This window comes from Marinomonas vaga, from assembly GCF_055388305.1.
This window is the reverse complement of sequence record NZ_AP043903.1, coordinates 1,117,172-1,137,948: the sequence shown is the minus strand read 5'-3', so window position 1 is coordinate 1,137,948 and position 20,777 is coordinate 1,117,172. Positions and strand designations below refer to the sequence as shown.

Annotated in this window: 17 protein-coding genes; 9 read left to right on the top strand and 8 right to left on the bottom strand. The window is 49.5% G+C overall.

Going from position 1 to position 20,777, the window contains the following annotated elements:
• The first annotated feature begins 36 nt into the window (after nucleotides 1-36).
• Both aroE and ACZ5DR_RS05310 read left to right on the top strand, forming a co-directional pair.
• Nucleotides 37-840 (top strand): shikimate dehydrogenase, encoded by an 804-nt coding sequence (gene aroE, locus ACZ5DR_RS05315; RefSeq protein WP_377366161.1) that lies wholly within the window; start codon nucleotides 37-39, stop codon nucleotides 838-840.
• Between the two features lie 22 nt (nucleotides 841-862).
• Nucleotides 863-2,020 (top strand): GNAT family N-acetyltransferase, encoded by a 1,158-nt coding sequence (locus tag ACZ5DR_RS05310; protein ID WP_377366162.1) that lies wholly within the window; start codon nucleotides 863-865, stop codon nucleotides 2,018-2,020.
• Nucleotides 2,021-2,059: 39 nt separating this feature from the next.
• Here the strand turns inward: ACZ5DR_RS05310 and hmpA are convergent, their stop codons facing one another.
• A complete protein-coding gene (gene hmpA / locus ACZ5DR_RS05305; RefSeq protein ID WP_377366163.1) occupies nucleotides 2,060-3,253 on the bottom strand; it encodes an NO-inducible flavohemoprotein in 1,194 nt (397 codons plus the stop codon).
• A gap of 218 nt (nucleotides 3,254-3,471) precedes the next feature.
• Between hmpA and norR the strand changes: the two genes are divergently transcribed.
• Nucleotides 3,472-5,049, top strand: coding sequence for a nitric oxide reductase transcriptional regulator NorR (gene norR, locus ACZ5DR_RS05300; RefSeq protein ID WP_377366164.1), 1,578 nt, complete (start codon nucleotides 3,472-3,474; stop codon nucleotides 5,047-5,049).
• Between the two features lie 9 nt (nucleotides 5,050-5,058).
• Here norR and ACZ5DR_RS05295 read toward each other — a convergent pair whose 3' ends face one another.
• From ACZ5DR_RS05295 to ACZ5DR_RS05270, 6 genes are all read right to left on the bottom strand, one after another.
• Nucleotides 5,059-6,348, bottom strand: a complete 1,290-nt coding sequence (locus tag ACZ5DR_RS05295) for a cytochrome P450 (RefSeq protein WP_377366165.1) — start codon at nucleotides 6,346-6,348, stop codon at nucleotides 5,059-5,061.
• A 2-nt stretch (nucleotides 6,349-6,350) separates the two neighbouring features.
• Nucleotides 6,351-7,481, bottom strand: a complete 1,131-nt coding sequence (locus tag ACZ5DR_RS05290) for an amidohydrolase family protein (RefSeq protein WP_377366166.1) — start codon at nucleotides 7,479-7,481, stop codon at nucleotides 6,351-6,353.
• Nucleotides 7,482-7,526: 45 nt separating this feature from the next.
• Entirely contained in the window at nucleotides 7,527-10,382 is a 2,856-nt protein-coding gene (locus ACZ5DR_RS05285; RefSeq protein WP_377366167.1) for an AMP-binding protein, read from the bottom strand.
• Nucleotides 10,383-10,583: 201 nt separating this feature from the next.
• Complete coding sequence (locus tag ACZ5DR_RS05280; RefSeq protein ID WP_377366168.1) at nucleotides 10,584-11,015, bottom strand: group II truncated hemoglobin; 432 nt, start codon at nucleotides 11,013-11,015, stop codon at nucleotides 10,584-10,586.
• Nucleotides 11,008-11,208, bottom strand: a complete 201-nt coding sequence (locus ACZ5DR_RS05275; protein ID WP_377366169.1) for a hypothetical protein — start codon at nucleotides 11,206-11,208, stop codon at nucleotides 11,008-11,010. Before ACZ5DR_RS05275 ends, ACZ5DR_RS05280 begins: the two co-directional genes overlap by 8 nt.
• 80 nt (nucleotides 11,209-11,288) lie before the next feature.
• Nucleotides 11,289-11,624, bottom strand: coding sequence for a hypothetical protein (locus ACZ5DR_RS05270; RefSeq protein ID WP_377366170.1), 336 nt, complete (start codon nucleotides 11,622-11,624; stop codon nucleotides 11,289-11,291).
• On the opposite strand from ACZ5DR_RS05270, the gene ACZ5DR_RS05265 reads away from it, so the two are divergent.
• Both ACZ5DR_RS05265 and ACZ5DR_RS05260 read left to right on the top strand, forming a co-directional pair.
• Nucleotides 11,612-12,892 carry an MATE family efflux transporter gene (locus ACZ5DR_RS05265; RefSeq protein WP_377366171.1) on the top strand — a complete coding sequence of 427 codons (1,281 nt, stop codon included), beginning with the start codon at nucleotides 11,612-11,614 and terminating at the stop codon, nucleotides 12,890-12,892. The genes ACZ5DR_RS05270 and ACZ5DR_RS05265 overlap by 13 nt on opposite strands.
• Nucleotides 12,893-13,075: 183 nt before the next feature.
• Complete coding sequence (locus ACZ5DR_RS05260) at nucleotides 13,076-13,663, top strand: outer membrane beta-barrel protein (protein WP_377366172.1); 588 nt, start codon at nucleotides 13,076-13,078, stop codon at nucleotides 13,661-13,663.
• Here ACZ5DR_RS05260 and ACZ5DR_RS05255 read toward each other — a convergent pair whose 3' ends face one another.
• Entirely contained in the window at nucleotides 13,664-14,431 is a 768-nt protein-coding gene (locus tag ACZ5DR_RS05255; RefSeq protein ID WP_377366173.1) for a GntR family transcriptional regulator, read from the bottom strand. It abuts the gene before it with no gap.
• A gap of 340 nt (nucleotides 14,432-14,771) precedes the next feature.
• Here ACZ5DR_RS05255 and ACZ5DR_RS05250 point away from each other — a divergent pair, with 340 nt between their 5' ends.
• From ACZ5DR_RS05250 to ACZ5DR_RS05235, 4 genes are all read left to right on the top strand, one after another.
• Nucleotides 14,772-15,842: a TRAP transporter substrate-binding protein gene (locus ACZ5DR_RS05250; RefSeq protein WP_377366174.1), complete on the top strand. Its 1,071-nt coding sequence runs from the start codon at nucleotides 14,772-14,774 to the stop codon at nucleotides 15,840-15,842.
• Nucleotides 15,843-15,920: 78 nt separating this feature from the next.
• Nucleotides 15,921-16,448, top strand: coding sequence for a TRAP transporter small permease subunit (locus ACZ5DR_RS05245; protein WP_377366175.1), 528 nt, complete (start codon nucleotides 15,921-15,923; stop codon nucleotides 16,446-16,448).
• Between the two features lie 4 nt (nucleotides 16,449-16,452).
• Complete coding sequence (locus ACZ5DR_RS05240) at nucleotides 16,453-17,841, top strand: TRAP transporter large permease (RefSeq protein ID WP_377366176.1); 1,389 nt, start codon at nucleotides 16,453-16,455, stop codon at nucleotides 17,839-17,841.
• Nucleotides 17,842-17,861: 20 nt separating this feature from the next.
• Entirely contained in the window at nucleotides 17,862-20,720 is a 2,859-nt protein-coding gene (locus ACZ5DR_RS05235; RefSeq protein ID WP_377366177.1) for an FAD-binding and (Fe-S)-binding domain-containing protein, read from the top strand.
• Nucleotides 20,721-20,777 lie beyond the last annotated feature (57 nt).

Here is a 20,777-nt window from a genome sequence, read left to right as displayed (position 1 = left end):
AACATCTTATCTGCCAAAAAGAGTTAGAGGTTCAAAGTGGATTTATACGCTGTTATTGGAAACCCCATCGAACACAGTCGGTCGCCTGAGATTCATCACGCGTTTGCCGTACAAACCGGTCGAGACGTGAAATATGTCAAGATGCTCGGGGATCTGGATAATTTTGAACAGCAGGTACGCGACTTTTTTGCTGACGGCGGCCAGGGCATGAACGTGACAGTGCCTTTCAAACAGCGTGCTTTTGATATGTGTGACAAGCTCAGTAAACGCGCCGAACAAGCGGGTGCTGTGAATACCCTAGTGATGGGTAAAAACGGCGAGCTATATGGGGATAACACTGACGGTGCGGGCATGGTGCGTGACATCGTCAAAGTACAAAGCCAGCCAATGAAGAACAAACGTATCCTAGTGATTGGCGCTGGTGGCGCGGTACGGGGGGTGATTGGTCCGATTCAACTGCAAGAGCCTTACTCCTTAACCGTGGTGAACCGTACCCTAGAGAAAGCAGAAGAATTGGCGCGCCAATTTAACTGTGATTACGCCAGCTTTGACTCCGTTAAAGGGCCTTTCGATATCATTATAAATGGTTCTTCCGCGAGTTTGGGTGGTGATTTGCCTCCGTTAAAAGACAGCTTATTGAACAGCAACACCTGGGTCTACGATATGGTGTATGGCACCAAGCCGACCGTGTTTATGCAGTGGGCCCTTGAGCGTGGTGCCAGCGGCTCTGATGGCCTTGGCATGTTAGTGTGCCAAGCGGCCGAAGCGTTTTTCTTGTGGCAGCATGTGCGTCCGGAACAAGCGCCAGTGATCGAGCAACTGCGTGCCGAAATGAGTTAATTGGATCGTTTTACGAGGTGATATGAAAGCGCAATGGTTCGCATCCGTGGCCGATATTGGCCCTGCACGTTGGCAAGACGCCATCGGTGACACCCAGTATCCGTTTGCGCAATACGCCTTTTACCAAGCCTTAGAGCAGCATGACTGTCTTGGGGATGGCACCGGCTGGTATCCAGAATACCTGCTGGTGATGGACGACGATGACACGCCCCTCGCGATTGCCCCGACCTTTCTTAAAACCCACTCTCAAGGGGAGTTTGTTTTCGATTGGTCTTGGGCAGACGCTTATCAACGTTATGGTTACCAGTATTACCCTAAGCGGATTTGGGCAGTGCCCTATTCGCCGGTTACTGGACCAAGATTATTTACCCACCTTGACCCGACCGGACACTCTGAAGAATACGTGGCGCTCTACGCTGCTCTGGCGCCGCTCCTGACACAGGCAAACCATGAGCGGGAATTCTCCAGTTGGCACCTGTTGTTCTGTCGTGAGCATTTGGCAAAGCATCTGTCTGAATCGGACGAATACCTCCATCGGGTGTCTTGCCAATTTCATTGGTTTAACAAGGGCTACCAGTCCATGGAGGACTACTTTAGTCATTTCTCTAGCCGTAAGCGTAAAAGTGCCCGAAAAGAACGAGACAAGATCACCCAGCAGGGGCTACATCTGGTCCGTAAGCTCGGATCTGACCTGACCGAAGAAGACGTGCACTTTTTCTATGGGTGCTATCAAAGCACCTATGCGAAACGGGGACAGATGGGTTACCTCAGCGAAGCTTTCTTCCAGCAGTTGGTCTCCACCATGGGGGATCAGATCTTGCTGGTCTTGGCTTATAAAGACGATAAGCCTATGGGGGCTTCCTGGTGTTTCTTCGACGATCATTCACTTTATGGCCGTTATTGGGGCTGTATCGAAGAATTTGACTGCCTGCACTTTGAAGCCTGCTATTACCAAGGAATCGAATTCTGTATCGAAAAAGGGTTACAGCATTTTGATCCGGGTACCCAAGGGGAACACAAAATCGCCCGAGGGTTTGAGCCTGTTTTCAGCCATAGCGTGCATTACATTGCCAATCCAAACTTTCGCGACGCCATCGGCCACTTCTGCAAAGAAGAAGCTGAAGCGGTCCGTGAGTACCATCAAGATACCCACGAGCTATTGCCCTTTAAGCAGAGTTAACCCCCTCCCAGCCTCCTCCTTGGTAAGGGGGAGGTGTGTTTAAAAGTTCTGGTGTGGGCCAAAGACTTCGTAATGGATACGGTCATCGCTAACCCCAAGGCTAAGCAGCTGCTCTTTGATAAACATCATAAAGCCCACTGGACCACATAAGTAAAAATCCCCTTCAGTTAACGGCAATATTTCAGCCACTTGTGCTAGTTGCATTTGTCCTGCGAAGACACGCTCTGCGTTTTCTGGCGCCCCGTTTTCTAACCAAGTGTAGTGAGTTAGATTAAGTGTTTGAGTTAGGCCTGCCACATGTTTTGCGAACGAGTGCTGCTGGAGGTTACGACACGCGTGCAGATAGAAAATTGGGTTTTGATGACCTTGAGCTGAAAGTGTGTCGAGTATGGCATTCATTGGTGTTAAGCCCACTCCTGCTGAGATCAGTACCACTGGGCGCTCCCGCTCTTGGTAGTGGAAATCACCTGCAGGTGGCATCAACTCTACTTCATCACCCTCTTCTATGCAGTCGTGTAGATAGTTGGAAACTACACCATTTTTTACTTCCCCTAGCTCGCGTTTGACGCTGATACGATAGCTCTGACCATTGGCGGCTGTCGAAAGACTGTATTGGCGGATTTCATCAAACTCATGATTGGTCGGGTGAACCTTGATACCTAGGTATTGACCAGGCTGGAAGTCCACTACATTGCCACCGTCAACAGGTACAAAGGTAAAGCTTGTGACCAATTCAGATTCAGCTTGCTTCTTGGCTACGCGGAATGTGCGGAAGCCTTCCCAGCCACCATTCTTTGCAGCATTGGCTTTGTACAGATTCCCTTCGATTTGGATAAAAATGTCCGCCAGTTGCTGGTAGGCCGCGCTCCACGCTGCTTCAATGTCTGGGGTGAAGGCGTCACCTAGTAGTTCCCGTAGTGTTTCAATTAGGTGATGGCCAACGATGGCGTATTGGTTGGCTTGAATATTGAAGCTAGTATGTTTGTGGGCGATGCGCATCACTGCACCAGTGAGCACTTCTAGGTTATCGATATGGGTTGCGTAGGCCGCAATAGCCTCAAACAGTGCGGCAGGCTGGCGCCCCGTCGCTTGGTGCGACATGTTAAACACATCTTTTAGCTCAGGGTTATGGGTAAACATGCGATTGTAAAAGTGTTCAGTAATGGCGGTGCCAGCGGATGCTAGAACAGGGATGGTCGCCTTGACGGTATCGATGTGAGTTTGAGAAAGCATTTAATGTCTCCATGATGAGTTTTAGGTGTGTTTGACTCGGTGATTTAAGTCGGTTGTCCTGCTTATAGCGAAATGGATGCCAAGAATAAAAATCCTTAATAAACATATAGTTAAATTTTTATCCAAACTGATTTAGGTCAAAATGACATGTTTTAAAGAATGTCATTTTTATGTCTTCGAGTCATAATGACCCATATTGAATAAATGAGACTGAAGGCATGATTTCTACTGACGCTCTGCTGCGTTTTGCCCTAGATTTAGCCAGTGCTGTGACCCTAGAAGATCGTTTTGAACGACTTATTCATGCCATTCGTGCAACTGTGGAGTGTGATGCGGTGGTGTTACTGGAGCGCAAAGGTGATCAACTACTGCCACTGGCTCAGCAAGGTTTGATGGACGATGTCATGGGGCGTCGTTTTACCATCCGTGAGCACCCGCGTTTTACTGAAATCTGTGCTGCATACCAGCCCGTGCGCTTTCCTACAGGCTGTCACTTGCCTGATCCATACGATGGCATGGTGTCTGGCTTTGATGATGGTCTGCCTGTCCATGCCTGCATGGGCATTCCTTTGTACGTTCAAGGCACTATGCTTGGGGTAGTGACCCTCGACAGTATGACGCCTGGTGCGTTTGACTCGATTGACTCCCGTGCCTTGGAAATTGTCGGCACCATGGCTGCAATGAGCTTAAATACGGCTATGTTGCTGGCTCGGTTGGAAACCAAGTCGAAACACGCGGAAGAACTGCTTGTAGAGCTTAATGAAGAAGCGTTGAACAAAGATGCAATGGACATGATCGGCGAAAGCCAAACGATGCAAACGTTAAAGCAGCATTTGGAGCTGGTCGCGCCTGCTGATTTAGCAGTGTTGATTGAAGGTGAGACGGGCGTTGGTAAGGAGCTGGTGGCGCGCACTCTCCACCGAGCTTCCAAACGAGCTCAGGCCCCCATGGTGTATGTTAACTGCGCCGCCATTCCTGAAAATTTGATTGAGAGTGAATTGTTTGGTCATGTGAAAGGGGCGTTTACCGGTGCGGATCGTGACCGCGTAGGTAAGTTTACCTTGGCCCATGGAGGCACTCTGTTTTTGGATGAGGTCGGTGAATTGCCATTAGAAGCGCAAGGCAGTCTTTTGCGGGCGATTCAAAACCAAGAAATTCAGGCTGTTGGTAAGGATAAGATCGAATACGTGGACGTGCGTATTATCGCTGCGACCAATCGAGACCTGAAGCAAGAAGTGGCCGAAAAGCGCTTTCGTGCCGATCTTTATCATCGTTTAAGTGTGTTTCCAATTGCCGTGCCCCCACTGCGCGAACGCAATGGGGATGTCCTCTTGTTGGCCGGCTTCTTCGCGGAACAGTTGCGTCGAAAGTTTGGGTTGCAGCAATTAACGCTTTCTCCCCAAGCCAGTGATTGGCTGAAAGCGTATCCTTGGCCGGGTAATGTCCGCGAGTTAGAGCATGTCTTATCTCGAGCGGCGCTCTTGGCAAAAAGTAATACCAATCAAGGGATTACAAGAATTGAACCCAAGCATCTCACAGGTTTTGTGGATGCGTTTGAGTTACCAAAAGAGCCAGAAGAACCATCCCAAACATTGTCTGGTAGTGCAGCATTAGATACAGGTGGGATCCAAGACCTAAAACAGGCGACAGAGAATTTTCAACGTCAGACGATCCAGCAGGCGTTGGATCAGGCGGGTCTGAATTGGGCGCAAGCTGCACGATCACTGGGTATGGATCGTGCTAATTTAGTTCGCTTAGGGAAGCGTTTGGGCATCGAAGTGACGAAACGACGCTAGGGGATTGGGTCACCTTGGGTGATTTGGAGCGAGGGCGCAGTGAGTTAGCCAACGATGGGCCAGTCTCTTCTCCCATTGAAAGCTCTGTTGAGCCAATGTGAGTTCTGGACATTGGGATAAAATGACTCGAACCGCTTCGATCATCTGGTATCTCACTAGGTTTTTGCCAAAACAAGAATGATGCCCACGGCCGAATTCTAGGGTGTTCTTATAGCCATGGTTTAGATCGAAGGTATCCGCTTCTAAGTACTGTTGCGGGTCGCGATTAGCGGACCCAAGCATGAGAAAGACCGCAGAGTGGGCCTTGATAGTGTGTCCATGTAAGGTGATGTCTTCCGTTGCGATACGGCCAATGAACTGGGCGGGGGGATCATAACGCAGGCACTCATCCACCAAATCCCCAATTAAGCTGTGATCTGCTTTCACCAAGGCTAACTGCTCCGGTTGTTCAAAGAGCAGTTTGAAAACCGTACCGAGAAAGCGGTCGACATTCTCTAACCCATCGGCAAAAAACAACATAAAGGCGTCAATTAATTCCGAGTCGGTTAAGGGTGTTGTGGCCTCTTGATTATCCGCCAATAAGGCGGAGATCCAGTCATCTGCTGGGTGGCGGCGCTTTTGCTCAAGCACCTTTTTAAGGTAGAGCCTAAATTCGGTTAGCGCTTGATCCACCTGTGCGCGGATGTCTTCACTGGGCATCACAGAAAACAGGTAGAGGAACATCTCACTCCATTGAGCCAACTTCGGCAGATCCTGTTCGTCAAACCCCATACATTGACACATCACCCGCCCCGAAAAAGGGGTACCAAAGTCGTGAATCACGTCAAATTCTGGCTGCTTTAACAGGGGCGTTAGGATGTCTAGGGCAAGGCGCTCTAACTGCGCTTTGCCGGATTCCCCTTGAAAGTCTTTAATGGCCTTGAAGAAGCTGCGTCCCAAGACAAAGCGAATCCGCTGATGCAGCTCCCCATCTAAAAAAGGCAGAATATTATTGGCCACTTGGGCGCAGACATAACGGTCGGCATTACGCTGATTGACCACTGCATAAGGGGCGGGTGCATTGCTTAAGCGCTTGTCTGACAGTGCCGCGAGCACGTCTTCATAACGGGTTAACACCCAAGCCCCAGTGACACAGCGGTGCACGGGGGCGTGCTCCCTAAGATGAGCCAGTATGGGATAAGGGTTGGTAATAAAGTCATCCGACAAAGGGTCAAACACAAACCCTGGGTCGAATGTAGCCGCAGGAGTGGGAGCGGCCTTTACACTGGGATTACGGCGAAACAGCTTGGTTAAAAACATGTTTACGCCCGAGCGGCCAGCTTTTTCAGTAGCTTGTCGGTTTCCCCTTGGTTCTTCTGTAGGTGTTCTCGAATCACAGCACGGGAGGCGTCATCCAGTGGTGCCCCATGGGCCAGCTTGGCCAATATCTCTGTATCGTAGAAACGGATCGCGGCAGATAAGACGAATACTTCATCGAGTAGGTCTTCGGTGGTAGATGGAGAACAAATATCGGCAATATTGTCCGAGGCCAGACGAATATGCACACCGCGCTCAGCCATCTCTAATACCCGAGGGATAGAGTTGTAAGTGGGAGTCATAAGTGGACGAATCTGGCGCATACCCACAGCGGCGGATGGGCAGCAAATGACGCCAATATTGCACTCTAGTAAACCTTCAACCAGGGCATCAAAACGCGCCTCGTCGTAGGTTGAAGGAGAAATCATGTGCACCGCCCAAACCATGGGCTCGCCGTTGTCTGATTTCGGTGCCCCATACTGTCGAACCGCTTCCACTAAGCGCTCGGTGCCGTCTTCACTGGGTTCGTTACGTTGATCCGTGTGCACATGGAGCGCTTTGCCGTGCTCCTTAGCCAGCTCTAACATGCGGCGGCAGTGCTCCATAAAGCCAATGTGGTCAGGGTAATCGTCCACGTCGTCTGCCTCAGGCAAGCAACCGATAAAATCCGCCAAAGCGACCCCTTCTTTGAATAGCTCCCAGCGCTCAGGCTCGTCATCTTTGAAGCCTAATGGGGAATAGGCGGCCAGCTGTAGGTCGATCTCTGACGCGCGGGCTTGTTTGATCTCACGCATCATTTGTAAGGCACTTAAGCCCACACGGTCCGCGGTCACGTCCACCATGGTGTCGGCGCGAAAGGTATTTGTGGCCACCATGCCGTCTAAGCATAGGTTAACCCGGCGTTTAAAGTCTTCTGGCTCGTACGCAGGGCCTTCGTGGAGGGAGGTGATCAGGCTATGTTTTTTGTGCAGAGAAATATGGGAGTTCTGCAAGATACGATGTTGGCTACTCACCATGTACTGGTCATCCAAGGTGTACACCCGGTCTAGATGCAAATGGGCATTAAAGACACCCCCTAGGGATTTGATCTGCTCCGATAGCTTGATAAAGAAAGGGTTGTTCTGTCGACTGTGCATAGAATGATGCTCCTAGGTATCCTTGTTAAATTCTTTTTCGTCTTGTTATCCGTTACGTACCCATACCAGCTTGCGTAGGGTCGCAGTTCTATTCGGTGTCAGCCAGCCAACACCTTCTTCAAATAAATCGATCTCCAGCCATCTTAGTCCTGCTGTCGGCGGTGCTTTTAAGTGTAGCTGTAAGCTCGTCGCTTGCTTTGGAGGCAGTGGTTGAGTGAATTCCAAAAAGCCCGGTTTTGCGGACTTTAAGCCTTGTTTTAAGTTGTACCATTTGGCTGATAAGGTGACGCCGCTGTTTGGTGTGGTTGGCCAAGTAAGAGTACTGCGGTTTTTGAGGCGTACATGGGCCGTATATTGGGCATGACAGGTCATGAATCTTGGCACCGACACGGATATGTCTCGGGCGTATTGGGCTTGATCTGGATGTCCTGCAAAGTGCGTAGGGACATGTTGTACCGAGGCTTTACCATGGCGGGCTTGCTCGAGTTCATAGGTTAAATCTTGGCAAAACCGCTGCAGTGGTGCGTCTGCCATGCAGTCTGAATGGCGGCAATCGTATGAGTATAGGGACAGGTCTCCCTGATACAGGTATTGAATGCCCCGTTCTGGCAGATTAAACCGACCATAAGGACTGTGATGCCCGGTTAAGCAATGATGGGCGGACACCTTGCCATGGTATGGCTGATCAATAATGGTGTCGTACAAGCATAGGAGCTGCACCGTATGCCCTAATGCCTCCAGTCTGTCTGCAATATGGTGGGCAATGCGGCCCCCTTCACTGAAGCCTCCCACATAATAGGGGCCTTCTGGCTGGAGTTGGAGTATTTCATCCACGTAACGGGCCGCTAGGGCTGGGTTATCCCGTTGTGGCCGTTTGACCAATTGACTCAGGGAGCGCATGGCATAGATTGGCCGTTCTACACCCATTAATTCCACTAGGGGAAGTAGCTCATCACGACCTTGGCAGCACCAATACAATGGGGGCAGTGTCCCTTGGGTATGAAAGCCCACAATTAAGGCTTCTGGTCGTTGGCGCTCACCGCCCCAACCTTCTACGATCTTTTGTAAGTCATATTCTAGGCGTCCGCCAAGGGGGCTAGACATTACCCCAGTGCTGGTTGAGTCCGTTGTTTGAATAGGAGCGGACGACTCATGACCGATTAGGCTTTCCATTCGTTGGATAAACTGCCCCAGAGTAGGATGGTCGAGGAGCTCATAGGTAGGGATTTGCACTTCAAAACGCTGTTCCATGGCGGCCATCAGAGTTGCAGCACTAAGGGAGTCCCCACCCAGATCAAAGAAGTCGTCTTCGTTATAGATCTCTTTTTGCTTGATGACTTTTTGCCACTCGGACAGTACAAGCTTGCCTAGAGCTGTGGTGGGAAGGCTCTTCTGGGTCAGGGGTAGAAGCTGCTTCGCTTGAACCAAGCCTGCCAGTTCATGGCGCTTCAATTTGCCCCCTTTGGCCATGGGGAGTTGCTCTAACTGGTAAATCCGTCTTGGACATTTAAAATCAGATAAATGCCGCTTGAGGTGGTCTCTGAGCCCATCCACATCAAGGGCTCTGCCTTGGGTGACAACCGCTAAAGCAACCTCTTCTCCAAGGGTCTCATGGGGCAAAGAAAAGGATGCAGCTTGTTTCACACCACCATAATTGAGTACACATTGGTCGATCTCCAGAGGGGAGATTTTCTCGCCCCCTTGGTTGATGATTTCTTTTATGCGCCCCGTTAAAAAGAAATAACCTTCCTCGTCAAAATAGCCTTCATCTCCCGTTTTAAACCAACCATCCAAGAAGCTGTTGTCATTGATCTCATCATTCTCATCGTAGGCTTGAATAATCGAATCCCCACGTATGAGGATCTCCCCAGGTGTGTTTGCTCCCACCTCTTGGTGGTTCACCACGACTTTAATTTGGGGGCCAACGGGGATTCCCACACTGCCTTCTTTTTGCATTGAGAGGGGGTTACTCGTGATGACTCCTGCGGCTTCGGTCATACCGTAAATTTGTACGATAGGTAGGGCAAACAGAGCCTTTAAGCCCTGCTCTAGGCGTTTGGGTAAATAGGCGGACACAGCGCGAATAAAACGTAATGGGATCTCACTCGGCGGAGCAAACTGATCGGCAGTATCGACAATCGCCTGCAGCATAGTGGGAACCCCTTGATACCAAGTGGGCTTTAACTCGTGGGCGAGTTTCCAAAAGGTATCCGGCTTGGGATCTGGAGCCACAATCACTGCGCCCTTCGCGAGTAAGGGGGCCAGTAATAGATCAACAATCGCTCCCACATGAAACGGCGGCATAACGCTGAGGCAGGTGTCCTCAGGGGTTAGGGCTAATGATCGGCAGAGGTTTTTGGCTGAAGCTAAGAGCTGTCCATGGGTTAAACACACAGACTTAGGTTTGGCGGTAGAGCCTGAGGTATGTAATACCAGCGCCGCGCTTTGCGTGTCTGCGATCCAAGGTACTGGTCGTGCTTCTGGTAATTGCCAAAGGTAACCTGGCGCAAGGGATAGGCGCTCTATCTTATGTTCAGCAAGCAAATCCTCCGCAACCGGATAATCGTCGAGGGTGACTAGTAACCGAATTGCGTGCTTGGTAAACAGATAGCTCAGTTCATCAGGAGTGTTATCGGGATTCAGTGGCACCAAGATAACGCAAGACATCATGCTCAGTGTGGTGGCAGCCATAGTGATACCGGGAGGCATCATCAAAGCCACACGGCTGTCTTCTCCCATACCTCGCTGAGCAAGGTGTGCTTTGATAAAGGCTGTAGCCTGGACTAGTTGCCCATAGGTGAGACTTTTTCCATTGTCACTGATTAACGCTTTACGCTCAGGGTAATCTGCTGCCATCCCGAAAAGCATCTCTGGGAGCGTGCGATACTCTGCTGGTTCCATGCATACAGCCTTTCTTTTAGTTATTAAATGAGATCAATAAATACTCAGAGTTCTCAAAAATTATCGCCTTTACGGATGACTGACAAGTTAAAAGGCAGGGATGAGCATGGGAAATGGGTTAAAAAATGTTACTGCGGGTGGTGGGTAGACAATGAAGATTGCGCCAAAACTTTCTCTATTCGAGAAGCTCTGGCGTTGTGTTTAGCCTTTGCCGTGGGTGGCTTGGCTAACTTGTTGGATGCGTCCCGCTGGAACGCTGAAGGCTGAGACAAGATACTCTCGCAGAGACTCAGGGTGACCGCATTCTTTGAGGGCGTCTGACATGCAGTTAAGCCACATGAGGCGCTCTTTGTCGTCCACTTTTAAGTGAGCATGAGCCCGTGGCAAGGCGATGTGGCCGTATTTTTTGGCGTACATACGTTCGCCTCCCATCCAGCCGTGTAAAAATAAGATCAACTTATCGATGGATGTATCAATAGGCTGAGGGTGCATATCAAATAGCGGTCGGTAAGCCGGGGTGTCTTTCATGATGCGGTAAAAGGCATTCACCAACTGAGTTAGGCCTTCCATGCCACCGATGGCCTGTAGGGTAGCATCCCCTTCACCGTATTGTGGGGTAAAGGGATCAGTCATCTTTGTTGTCTACAGGCCCGTTTTTTTCAGCCTTTTCCTTGTCCATTTTAATGGAGTTACGGTAACCCCCTAAGGCTGCCAAGGCACCAATGATCAAACTCATATACATTGGGATTTCAAACAGCATGGTGATACTGATGAAGACAAGACCGACCGCTAGGCCTTCCAAGATGGGTTTTAGTGTTTTTTTCATACGTAAGCCTTTAGAATTTTCGGCTCGGATTTTAGCAAAAATCCCGCCAGTTTGAAGCGTATTGTGGAAAAAACGACCACTTATCCAGATGTCAATACAAAAGGATACGTGATTTTGACGATTGTTCGATTTGTGGATAACCGTTCATAATGAGTCGCTAATATGCATAGACCTCCTAATTTAATAAAAATTTCAAGGCTTATTGGGAAAAAATGATCGGTTTTGTGAATAACCCATTCAAATATCCACATTACTGTCATCTGAAGAAAATGAGTGGATAAATTAGTTATCCACATTTTGGCGTGGCACATCACACCTTTATAACAGGGAGCTTTGATTGAGTTTTCAACAGCTAAAAAACCGGCTGCTGCCGGATTGGCCGTTACACCAAAAAATTTGGCATATGGCGTGGCCACCTATGGTCTCCAATATCACCACACCCTTGCTCGGATTAGTGGATACCGCTGTGGTGGGGCATCTGGGGACAGCAGTGCATTTGGGGGCTGTGGCCATTGGTGCCAGCATCTTTAGTTTTTTGTTTTGGGCCTTTGGTTTTTTACGCATGGGCTCTACGGGTCTGACGGCACAAGCTTTGGGTCGGGAAGACGGTCGCCAAGTGCGGGCCCTGCTGCTCCAGTCCCTGGCTATGGGCATTGGCATTGGTTTGCTCATTGTGCTGTTGCAAGCCCCTATCATTGATCTGGCGATTTACTTTATGGCTCCCAGTGCGGAGCTTGAGCCATGGGCGCGGGCCTATTGTGAGGCTCGAATTTACAGCGCCCCTGCCGTGCTCGCGGGTTACGCCTTAATGGGTTGGTTTTTTGGGGTGCAGTACTCCAAAGGCCCTTTATGGATGCTCTTGATGATCAATGTTGCCAACATGGTGTTGGATTATGTCACCGTGTACTACTGGGATATGGCCAGTGTTGGTGTGGCATGGGCTACCGTGGTGGCGCACTATTTAGGTGTTGCCTTCGCCTTGGTATTGGCGGCGAAGCGTTTGCGACAATTTGAAGGGCATGTGCCTCTCATCGATCTCACGAAATGGCATACCTATATTGAGCTGGTACAGGTCAACCGTTACCTATTTGTAAGGACCATCTTACTGTTATTGGTGATGACTTTCTTTACCGCCCAAGGAGCACGACAAGGGGATTCTATCCTTGCGGCCAATGCGGTGTTGTTAACCTTTTTGATGATTATTTCTAATGCCTTAGATGGTTTTGCGTTTTCTGTTGAAGCCCTATGCGGTGAGTATCTTGGGCGTAAAAAGCGCGAACTGTTCCAAAAAGTGATTAAGCTTTCTACTGCTTGGGCGCTGGTCGCAGCGGTATTGTTGTCGCTGGTGTTTATTGTCTTTGGCGGACTGATTATCGACCTGCTGACCAGTGTTGAATCCGTTAGGGCTGACGCCAAACTGTACCTACCTTGGCTGATCGCCTTCCCTCTGTTGGGTATTTGGTCATACATGCTAGACGGTATTTTCATCGGGACTACCAGTGTTAAACAGATGCAAAACACCATGATCATCAGTGTGTTATGTGTCTTCTTCCCTCTTTGGTATGTGACCCAAGGACTCGGTAACCATGGTCTTTGGTTGAGCATGGTGCTGTTCTTTATTGCTCGGGCGGTCACCCTTTGGTGGTGTTACCATCGCAACATTCAGCAGGGGGTTTGGTTCTAGAGCTTAAAGAATGTCTTTACTGGTTCCCAAAGAACCTAGGGACGAGTTGCGGATTTGGTGTGATCGTAAAAACAGATGAAAGTTTGATCATATTAGGTACTATGGCTATGTGCTTAGGATTGGCGACAGGAAGTGGCTCCTAGGTGCAGTGATAAAAATACATGGATTATAGGGATATTCCGTATGAAAAATTTTGTTTTAAAAGGACTTTTGGTGTCTTTAGGGGCGGTATCAGTTAATGCGTTGGCGGAGTCTAAGCTTCAACTTGGTGGCGGCTTTTTCCATCAAGTGGTGAAAACTGAATTCAAACAAGATCACTCTGATCATACCGTCAATAACAAGGGTTTATTCGTTTCAGGACGTTACTCCTTTGCGGAAAATTTCGCAGTAGAAGCGGAAATGGCATTCTCTAACGATGCTGATTTTGAACTTGATGCTCCCTATTACAGTGGCTCATTAGATGTTGGCGACTTTAGCTCCTTCTATATGAGTACAAATTTTCTCGTAGGAACCTCCTTCGCTACCCCTGGTTGGTATGGCTATACGGGCATAGGCTTGTATCGAGATACTTGGAAAGAGAAGGATGAATACGGCAAATATGAAGAGACTTTTACAGGTTTCCAAGTGCCTCTAGGGGTGGGCTACCACTTCACTAATGTCTCTCTGGATGCCAAGTTACTGCTCCAAAGCGGCCGTGGTTATTACGACTCAGATGAAGACGATAGCACACAAGCTGCCATTTTCCGTTTAGGGATATTAGCTAACTTCTAGTTAATCCATCTCACTGCGCCGTAAAGAGCGTTGAATGCGGGACTCTTCGCGGCGCATTTTCAGTAGATTATCTTCGACAAACACAAGGTGTGAATGCACGGCAGCGCGAGCTTCTTCTGGTTTGCCCGCCATAATGGCGTCATAAAGCGCTTTGTGTTGTTCCATCACATGGCCCCTTGCGGCCTTCTTTTCAAATAAATTTGTCAGGTTTTCAGAAATGCTTTTTTCCAAGGTGGAAAATAAGCTGCGCAAGGTGTGCAGCAGCACCACATTGTGGGCGCATTCGGCGATGGCCATGTGAAATTCGGCATCCAGCTTGGATTCTTGGCTGGCATCTTCTCTTAGATTGGCGGCGACTAAGGCATCGTAACGCTTAGTGAGCATGGCTTTGTCTGCTTCCGTGGCACGAATGGCCGCATAGTAAGCAGAGAGCCCTTCTAATCCATCACGAAACTCTAGCTGATCGTAGAGAAACTCATCATGGGAACTGAGTAAGGCTTGTAGTGGGTCAGTAAAAGAAGAGCCAAGCTTTTCTGACACATAGGTTCCGCCTCCATGTTTGGAATTTAACACGCCTCGGGCGGCTAATTTTTGGATGGCTTCCCGTAAAGACGGCCGCGAAACATCAAATCGTTCTGCCAATTCTCGCTCCGGAGGTAATTTTTGCCCCGGTTTAAACGTCCCCTCCAAAATCATGCTTTCTAGCTCCTGCATGATGATGTCAGAGATTTTTGGCTGTTTGACTCGTCCAAAGTTGCCCTTTTCCACGTTTTGCTACCTATTTTCTGTGTGCTACTTAATTGGTTTTTATCGATTTTAATTATTTGGTAAGACCAATATTTGAGTTTTTAACACACTCAAGGTCGATTTTCAAATCATGTGGATAAGAATAAAAGTGGTAAAACCAATACTATTTTCGCTAAAAATGCAGACAAAAGTCGTAAATTTAACGGGTTGACAAAATTATTTCAGATTCTTATCTTTGCTCTACTTTGATTAGGTAAATTGGTATTACCAATTTATTTGATCTTGGATGACTCCCTCAATTTGCCACGAGCGATTATGGGAGAACGATAAAAATAACCAAATCCAAACAAAGGTCTGACACATGAATACAACGGTTAAAACCTTGCTTACCAGTACAGCAGTTGCGGTTTCTTTGGCGTCACTTACCCCTCAAGCGGCATTGGCGGCGGACAAAAAAGTCATGCTGAAAGTGCCTGTGGCGTTTTCTACGAACTTACCTAGCCTTGGCTCTCCCATTCTAAAAGTGGCGGATCAGTTGAAATTGGTGTCAAACAACACCCTGCGTATGAAGGTGTATGAGCCGGGTAAGTTGGTGGCACCTTTTGAGATTCTTGATTCTGTATCCCGCGGCAAAGTGAATGCGGGCTTTACTTTGTCTGGCTACTGGGCGGGCAAAATCCCTGCGTCTCCAATCTTCTCGTCTGTGCCATTTGGCCCAGAAGCGTCTGAATACTTAGCTTGGATTTACTACGGCAACGGTTTGAAGCTGTACCAAGAAATGTACGACCAAGCGGGTTACAACGTGCATGTTGTGCCATGTGGCATTACGCCACCAGAAACATCTGGTTGGTTCTCTAAGCCCATCGAGTCCCCAGAAGACCTACAAGGTCTGCGCATGCGCTTCTTTGGCCTGGGCGGTAAGGTGATGGAGAAGCTAGGCGTATCCACGTCCTTGCTACCTGGGTCTGAAATCTTCCCTGCCCTTGAGAAAGGGGCTATCGATGCCACCGAGTTCTCTATCCCTGCGGTGGATAAGAACATCGGCTTCCACAAGATCGTTAAGTACAACTACTTCCCAGGTTGGCACCAACAAGCCACTTTGGCAGAGCTGTTGATCAACAAAGACACTTGGAACGACCTGTCTGAAAGCCAGCAAGCCCAACTCAACCAAGTCTGTAAAGCCTCTGTGGCGGATTCTCTTGCCCAAGGGGAAGCGGAACAATTTGCGATCATGAAAGAAAACGTTGAAAAACGCGGTGTTGTGATCAAGCAATGGAGCCCAGAAATGCTGAGCACCTTCAAATCCGCATGGGACGAAGTGGTCATTGAAGAAACGGCGAAAGACCCATTCTTTGCCAAAGTTTGGCAGGACCTATCTGAGTTCCGCGACGGCTACAAAGTGTGGGGCGACAACGCCTTCCTACCTCGTTAAGCCTCAGCCTTATCTGGCAATCAGCCAGTAAGTCTCTGAACTTACTGGCTTTTCTGATCTATTTAGCAGGAGAGTAGCGTGTCTCATTCTGATACTGACGCTTTGCCAACTGTACCCTTTGCAATGTTCTTAGAGAAAATTGTATTGGCCAGTGGGCGATTATTTGCGTGGGCCTATGTGGCGCTTATTGTGGTCATTTTGGCGCAGGTGATTCTGCGTTACGGCTTCAACCATGGCATGGTGTTGCTGGAAGAGTTGCAATGGCACTTGTACGCCATCGGCGTCATGTTTGGGGTGTCCTATGCCCAAGTGACCAACTCCCATATTCGTGTGGACTTGTTTCACGCGACCTTGTCTCAGCGTGCCCGCCACGGTTGGGAAATCTTCGGCATCGTGTTTTTGTTGTTTCCCTTTATTTACGTGGTGTTCGATACCAGTTTGCCGTTTGTGTATGACGCTTGGCGCATAGGCGAAACGTCTGCATCCCCTACTGGTTTGTCCTACCGCTGGCTGATTAAGTCAGTGATTCCCCTGAGTTTTGCGCTCTTGTTCCTAGCGAGTTTGGCGCGTTTGATCCGTACGATTGCGGCGTTGCGTCGAGGTTAACCCCATGGAAATGAATGAAATTCTAGTCATTGCAATGTTCGTTACCTTCATTGCTTTGTTGTTCACCGGCTTTCCGGTGGCGTTTGTCTTAGGCGGTGTGGGTGTTGCATTCGCCTTCATCGGTTACTTGTCTGATATCTACTTAGATACTTTTACTGGGCTGGATTATCTCACCCTGAGTTTGGTGGTGAACCGAATTTACAAGGTCATGGATAACTGGGTCATGGTGGCCCTGCCCATGTTCATCTTTATGGGCATCATGCTGGACCGCTCCGGTGTGGCAGAGAAGCTGATGCACTCGATTCAACAGCTGTTTGGTCGTGTGCGCGGTGGCTTGGCGATCACGGTGACCCTTATTGGGATTATCTTGGCGGCCTCAACAGGGATTGTGGGGGCGTCCGTTGTGTTGCTAGGGCTGATGTCTTTACCTGCTATGCAGGCGCAAAACTATAATAAACCCCTAGCCCTTGGCACCATTGCCAGCGCAGGAACCTTAGGGATTTTGATCCCTCCGTCGATCATGCTCGTCATTATGGCGGATCAGTTGGCGCTGTCCGTGGGCGATTTGTTTATGGGGGCTTTGGCTCCAGGGATCTTGCTTGGCTTGATGTACATTGTCTTTATCTTAGCGGTGGGGGTAATTCGCCCTAGTATGTTCCCACTGCCAGAAAACGTGCAGAAGGTCGATTGGTCTGTGATCTGGGATGTGTTCAAAAGCATCTTGCCGCCGGTGGCTTTGATTTTCGCCGTGCTGGGGTCCATCTTTGCTGGTATTGCTACCGCCACGGAAGCCTCTGGTGTGGGGGCATTTGGCGCGACCTTGCTGGCTTGGTGGAACAAGAAGCTGAACTTTAAAGTGTTCAAAGAAGTGCTTCACGGCTCCTATAACACTACGGCTTACATATTTGCGGTCTTCCTTGGAGCCACTTGTTTTGCCTTGGTGTTACGTGAGCTAGGGGGCGATGAGCTGATTGAATCTTGGCTCCATGCTTTGCCATTTGGTGATTACGGCATCATTGTTTGTGTGCTCTTGATCATCTTCTTGTTGGGATTCTTCCTAGACTGGATTGAGATTACCTTAATTGTGCTACCTTTGTTGGCACCTGTGATTTCTGCGTTGGATCTCAACATCAATGGCTACGGTGTGATCGATAACCCTGAATTGGTGTGGTTTGTGATGCTGGTTGCGATGGCTCTGCAGACCTCTTTCTTAACGCCGCCTATGGGCTTCTCGCTGTTCTATCTAAAAGGCGTTTGCCCGCCAGATGTGAAGCTGTCCCACATTTACAAAGGTGTGGTGCCCTTTATCATTCTGCAATTGTTAGCGTTGGCGATCATCGTAATGTGGCCCCAGTTAGTACTTTGGTTACCGGCCATGGCCTACGGTAACTGATTAAAAGGATTGAAAGCCCTATGAAACCGCAATATCAGGCACTTTACTCTGTTTTGGCGCAACGCATTGATGTCGACCGTTTAATTCGCGATCCCTTGCGTACCCTTGCCTATGGCACCGATGCCAGCTTCTATCGATTGGTGCCCCAGTTGGTGGTGCGGGTACATGATGAGGACGAAGTGCGTTTTGTTTTACAGCAGACTCGAGCGCTGGATATTCCAGTGACCTTTCGTGCTGGCGGTACCAGCCTGTCAGGTCAGGCGGTGACCGACTCGGTACTGATTCAGCTGTCAGACCAGTGGAAAGGCTATCGTATTCACGATCATGGTCATGCGGTTTCCCTACAGCCGGGCATCATAGGTGCCCGCGCTAACCAGTTGCTTGCCCCTTATCAGCGTAAGATCGGCCCTGACCCCGCCTCCATCAATGCTTGCATGATCGGTGGTATCGCGGCCAATAACGCCAGTGGCATGTGCTGTGGTACCGCGGAAAACAGCTATCACACCGTGAAAAGCATGCGCATCATTATGGAAGATGGCACCTTACTGGATACTGCAGATGAGCACAGCCGCCAAGCATTTGCTAAAAGCCATGCAGACTTGCTGGCAGAACTGGACACACTTGCAAAAAACGTTAAAAACAATAGCGATTTAGCGGACAAAATAAGGCACAAATATCGACTTAAAAACACAACAGGATACAGTTTAAACAGTTTAGTCGATTTTGAAGACCCTTTTGAGATCCTGATGCATTTGATGATCGGCTCAGAAGGCACCTTGGGGTTTATCAGCGAAGTGACCTATCACACGGTGGTGGAGCACCCGATTAAGGCCGCTGCTCTGATTTATTTCCCCCATATGGAAGCCACTTGCCGCGCCGTGACCGTGTTGAAAAGCACTCCAGTATCCGCTGTCGAGCTGATCGACCGTGCGGGCTTACGCACGGTGGCGGGTAAACCGGGCATGCCGGAGATCCTTAATGATCTAGGGGATGGCGTCGCGGGGTTGCTGATTGACGTGCGTGGTGCCAGCGCGAAAGAGCTAGAGCAAAAAGTCACCCAAGTGACCCAAGCCTTACAGGGTATGAACGCCCTGTATGAGATCGAATTTACCCAAGAAAAGACCCTCTACGATACTTATTGGAAGATTCGCAAAGGCATGTTCCCAGCAGTGGGGGCCGTGCGTAAAGTGGGTACTACCGTCATCATCGAAGATGTGGCGTTTCCCGTGGAACAATTGGCGGAAGGCGTGGCCGAGCTGCAGGCAGTTTTTCAGAAGTACGGCTACAAGGAGGCTATCCTGTTTGGCCATGCATTAGAAGGTAACCTGCACTTCGTCTTTACCCAAGGCTTTGATGATCCAGCTGAAGTAAAACGTTACGAAGCTCTAATGGATGAAGTGGCCCAACTGGTGGCAGTGAAGTACAACGGCTCCTTAAAAGCAGAGCATGGCACTGGTCGCAACATGGCCCCTTATGTACTGCTGGAATGGGGACAACAAGCCTACGATATCATGTGGCAGCTCAAAAAAGCCTTTGATCCTAAGGGGTTACTAAACCCAGATGTGATCTTGACTCACAACGCTAACATTCATGTGGAAAACCTAAAACCCCTACCTCAAGCCAATGACAAGGTAGACACCTGCATTGAATGTGGCTTCTGTGAACATGCCTGCCCGTCTCGAGATCTTACTTTGACCCCACGCCAGCGTATTGTCTTGTGGCGTGAGATTCAGCGCCTTGAGCGCTCCGGTGAATCTCCGCAACGTCTGGCTCAATTGCGAGAAGAGTATGCTTATCAAGGTGTCGACACCTGCGCCGCCTGTGGTTTGTGCTCCATGCAATGCCCTGTGGGCATTAACACGGGTGATCTAAGCCGAGAGCTGCGCCATGATCGTTATGGGGACAGCAAAGTGGGCTATTGGATTGCTGATCATTTTGAAGGGGTGAGCAACACCGCACGTGCAGGGTTATCCGTGGCAAATGGCATGCGCTCTATTGTGGGGAATGGCGGAATGAAAGCCATGACCAAGGTGGCCAACAGCCTGACCAGTGGCCTAGTGCCCAACTGGCATCCGCAAATGCCTACCCCAGCTGCCATGCCGAAGCGCATCCCTTTAGTCAATTGCAAACAGCCGAATGACGAACGTCCAAGCGTTGTCTACATGCCAAGCTGCGCGACCCGAGTCATGGGCGCTGGGCCAAATGCATCGGACAAACGCCCTGTCACCGAAGTCATGATCTCTGTACTCAAAAAAGCAGGCTATAACATCATTATACCCAAAGGCATCGAAAGCCAGTGCTGCGGCATGGCCTTCCAATCCAAAGGGCAATTTGATGCAGCAGATAAAAAAGCCAAAGATCTCAATAGCTTGCTAATGGAAGCCAGTCAAAACGGCGCACTGCCCGTCGTCTGTGATACCAGCCCTTGCTTGCTCACCATGAAAGAATCCCTCGACCCCGCTTTAGCTCTCTACGAACAAGTCGAGTTCCTATCGAAATTCGTCATGGCAAACCTATCCATTGAGCAAAAACTGCCGAAAATGGCCTTACACATCACCTGTAGCACCACCCGCATGGGCTTGGGACACACCTTCGTGGAACTGGCCGAGCAACTGGCAGATGAAGTCGTCATCCCGCCAGACATCACCTGCTGCGGCTTTGCTGGAGACAAGGGCTTCGCCACACCAGAACTCAACCAAAGCGCCCTGAAAACCCTCAAAACCGCCGTACAGGGCTGTGAAGTCGGCTACTCCAACTCCCGCACCTGCGAGATTGGCTTAACCGAGCACTCGGGGATTGAGTACCAATCGATAGTGTATTTGGTGGACCAGCTGGCTGACCCCCTCCCAGCCTCCCCCTTGGTAAAGGGGAGGAGTTAGTCTGCTATGCTTCAAGTTCCCTCCCCTTGTTTCTTTAAGGGGAGGGTTAGGGAGGGG

Bases quoted from the DNA above. Each gene is read 5' to 3' on its own strand.
- ACZ5DR_RS05310 (WP_377366162.1), top strand. From the start codon at position 863: ATGAAAGCGCAATGGTTCGCATCCGTGGCCGATATTGGCCCTGCACGT.
- hmpA (WP_377366163.1), bottom strand. From the start codon at position 3,253: ATGCTTTCTCAAACTCACATCGATACCGTCAAGGCGACCATCCCTGTT.
- norR (WP_377366164.1), top strand. From the start codon at position 3,472: ATGATTTCTACTGACGCTCTGCTGCGTTTTGCCCTAGATTTAGCCAGT.
- ACZ5DR_RS05295 (WP_377366165.1), bottom strand. From the start codon at position 6,348: ATGTTTTTAACCAAGCTGTTTCGCCGTAATCCCAGTGTAAAGGCCGCT.
- ACZ5DR_RS05290 (WP_377366166.1), bottom strand. From the start codon at position 7,481: ATGCACAGTCGACAGAACAACCCTTTCTTTATCAAGCTATCGGAGCAG.
- ACZ5DR_RS05285 (WP_377366167.1), bottom strand. From the start codon at position 10,382: ATGGAACCAGCAGAGTATCGCACGCTCCCAGAGATGCTTTTCGGGATG.
- ACZ5DR_RS05280 (WP_377366168.1), bottom strand. From the start codon at position 11,015: ATGACTGATCCCTTTACCCCACAATACGGTGAAGGGGATGCTACCCTA.
- ACZ5DR_RS05275 (WP_377366169.1), bottom strand. From the start codon at position 11,208: ATGAAAAAAACACTAAAACCCATCTTGGAAGGCCTAGCGGTCGGTCTT.
- ACZ5DR_RS05265 (WP_377366171.1), top strand. From the start codon at position 11,612: ATGGCGTGGCCACCTATGGTCTCCAATATCACCACACCCTTGCTCGGA.
- ACZ5DR_RS05260 (WP_377366172.1), top strand. From the start codon at position 13,076: ATGAAAAATTTTGTTTTAAAAGGACTTTTGGTGTCTTTAGGGGCGGTA.
- ACZ5DR_RS05250 (WP_377366174.1), top strand. From the start codon at position 14,772: ATGAATACAACGGTTAAAACCTTGCTTACCAGTACAGCAGTTGCGGTT.
- ACZ5DR_RS05240 (WP_377366176.1), top strand. From the start codon at position 16,453: ATGGAAATGAATGAAATTCTAGTCATTGCAATGTTCGTTACCTTCATT.
- ACZ5DR_RS05235 (WP_377366177.1), top strand. From the start codon at position 17,862: ATGAAACCGCAATATCAGGCACTTTACTCTGTTTTGGCGCAACGCATT.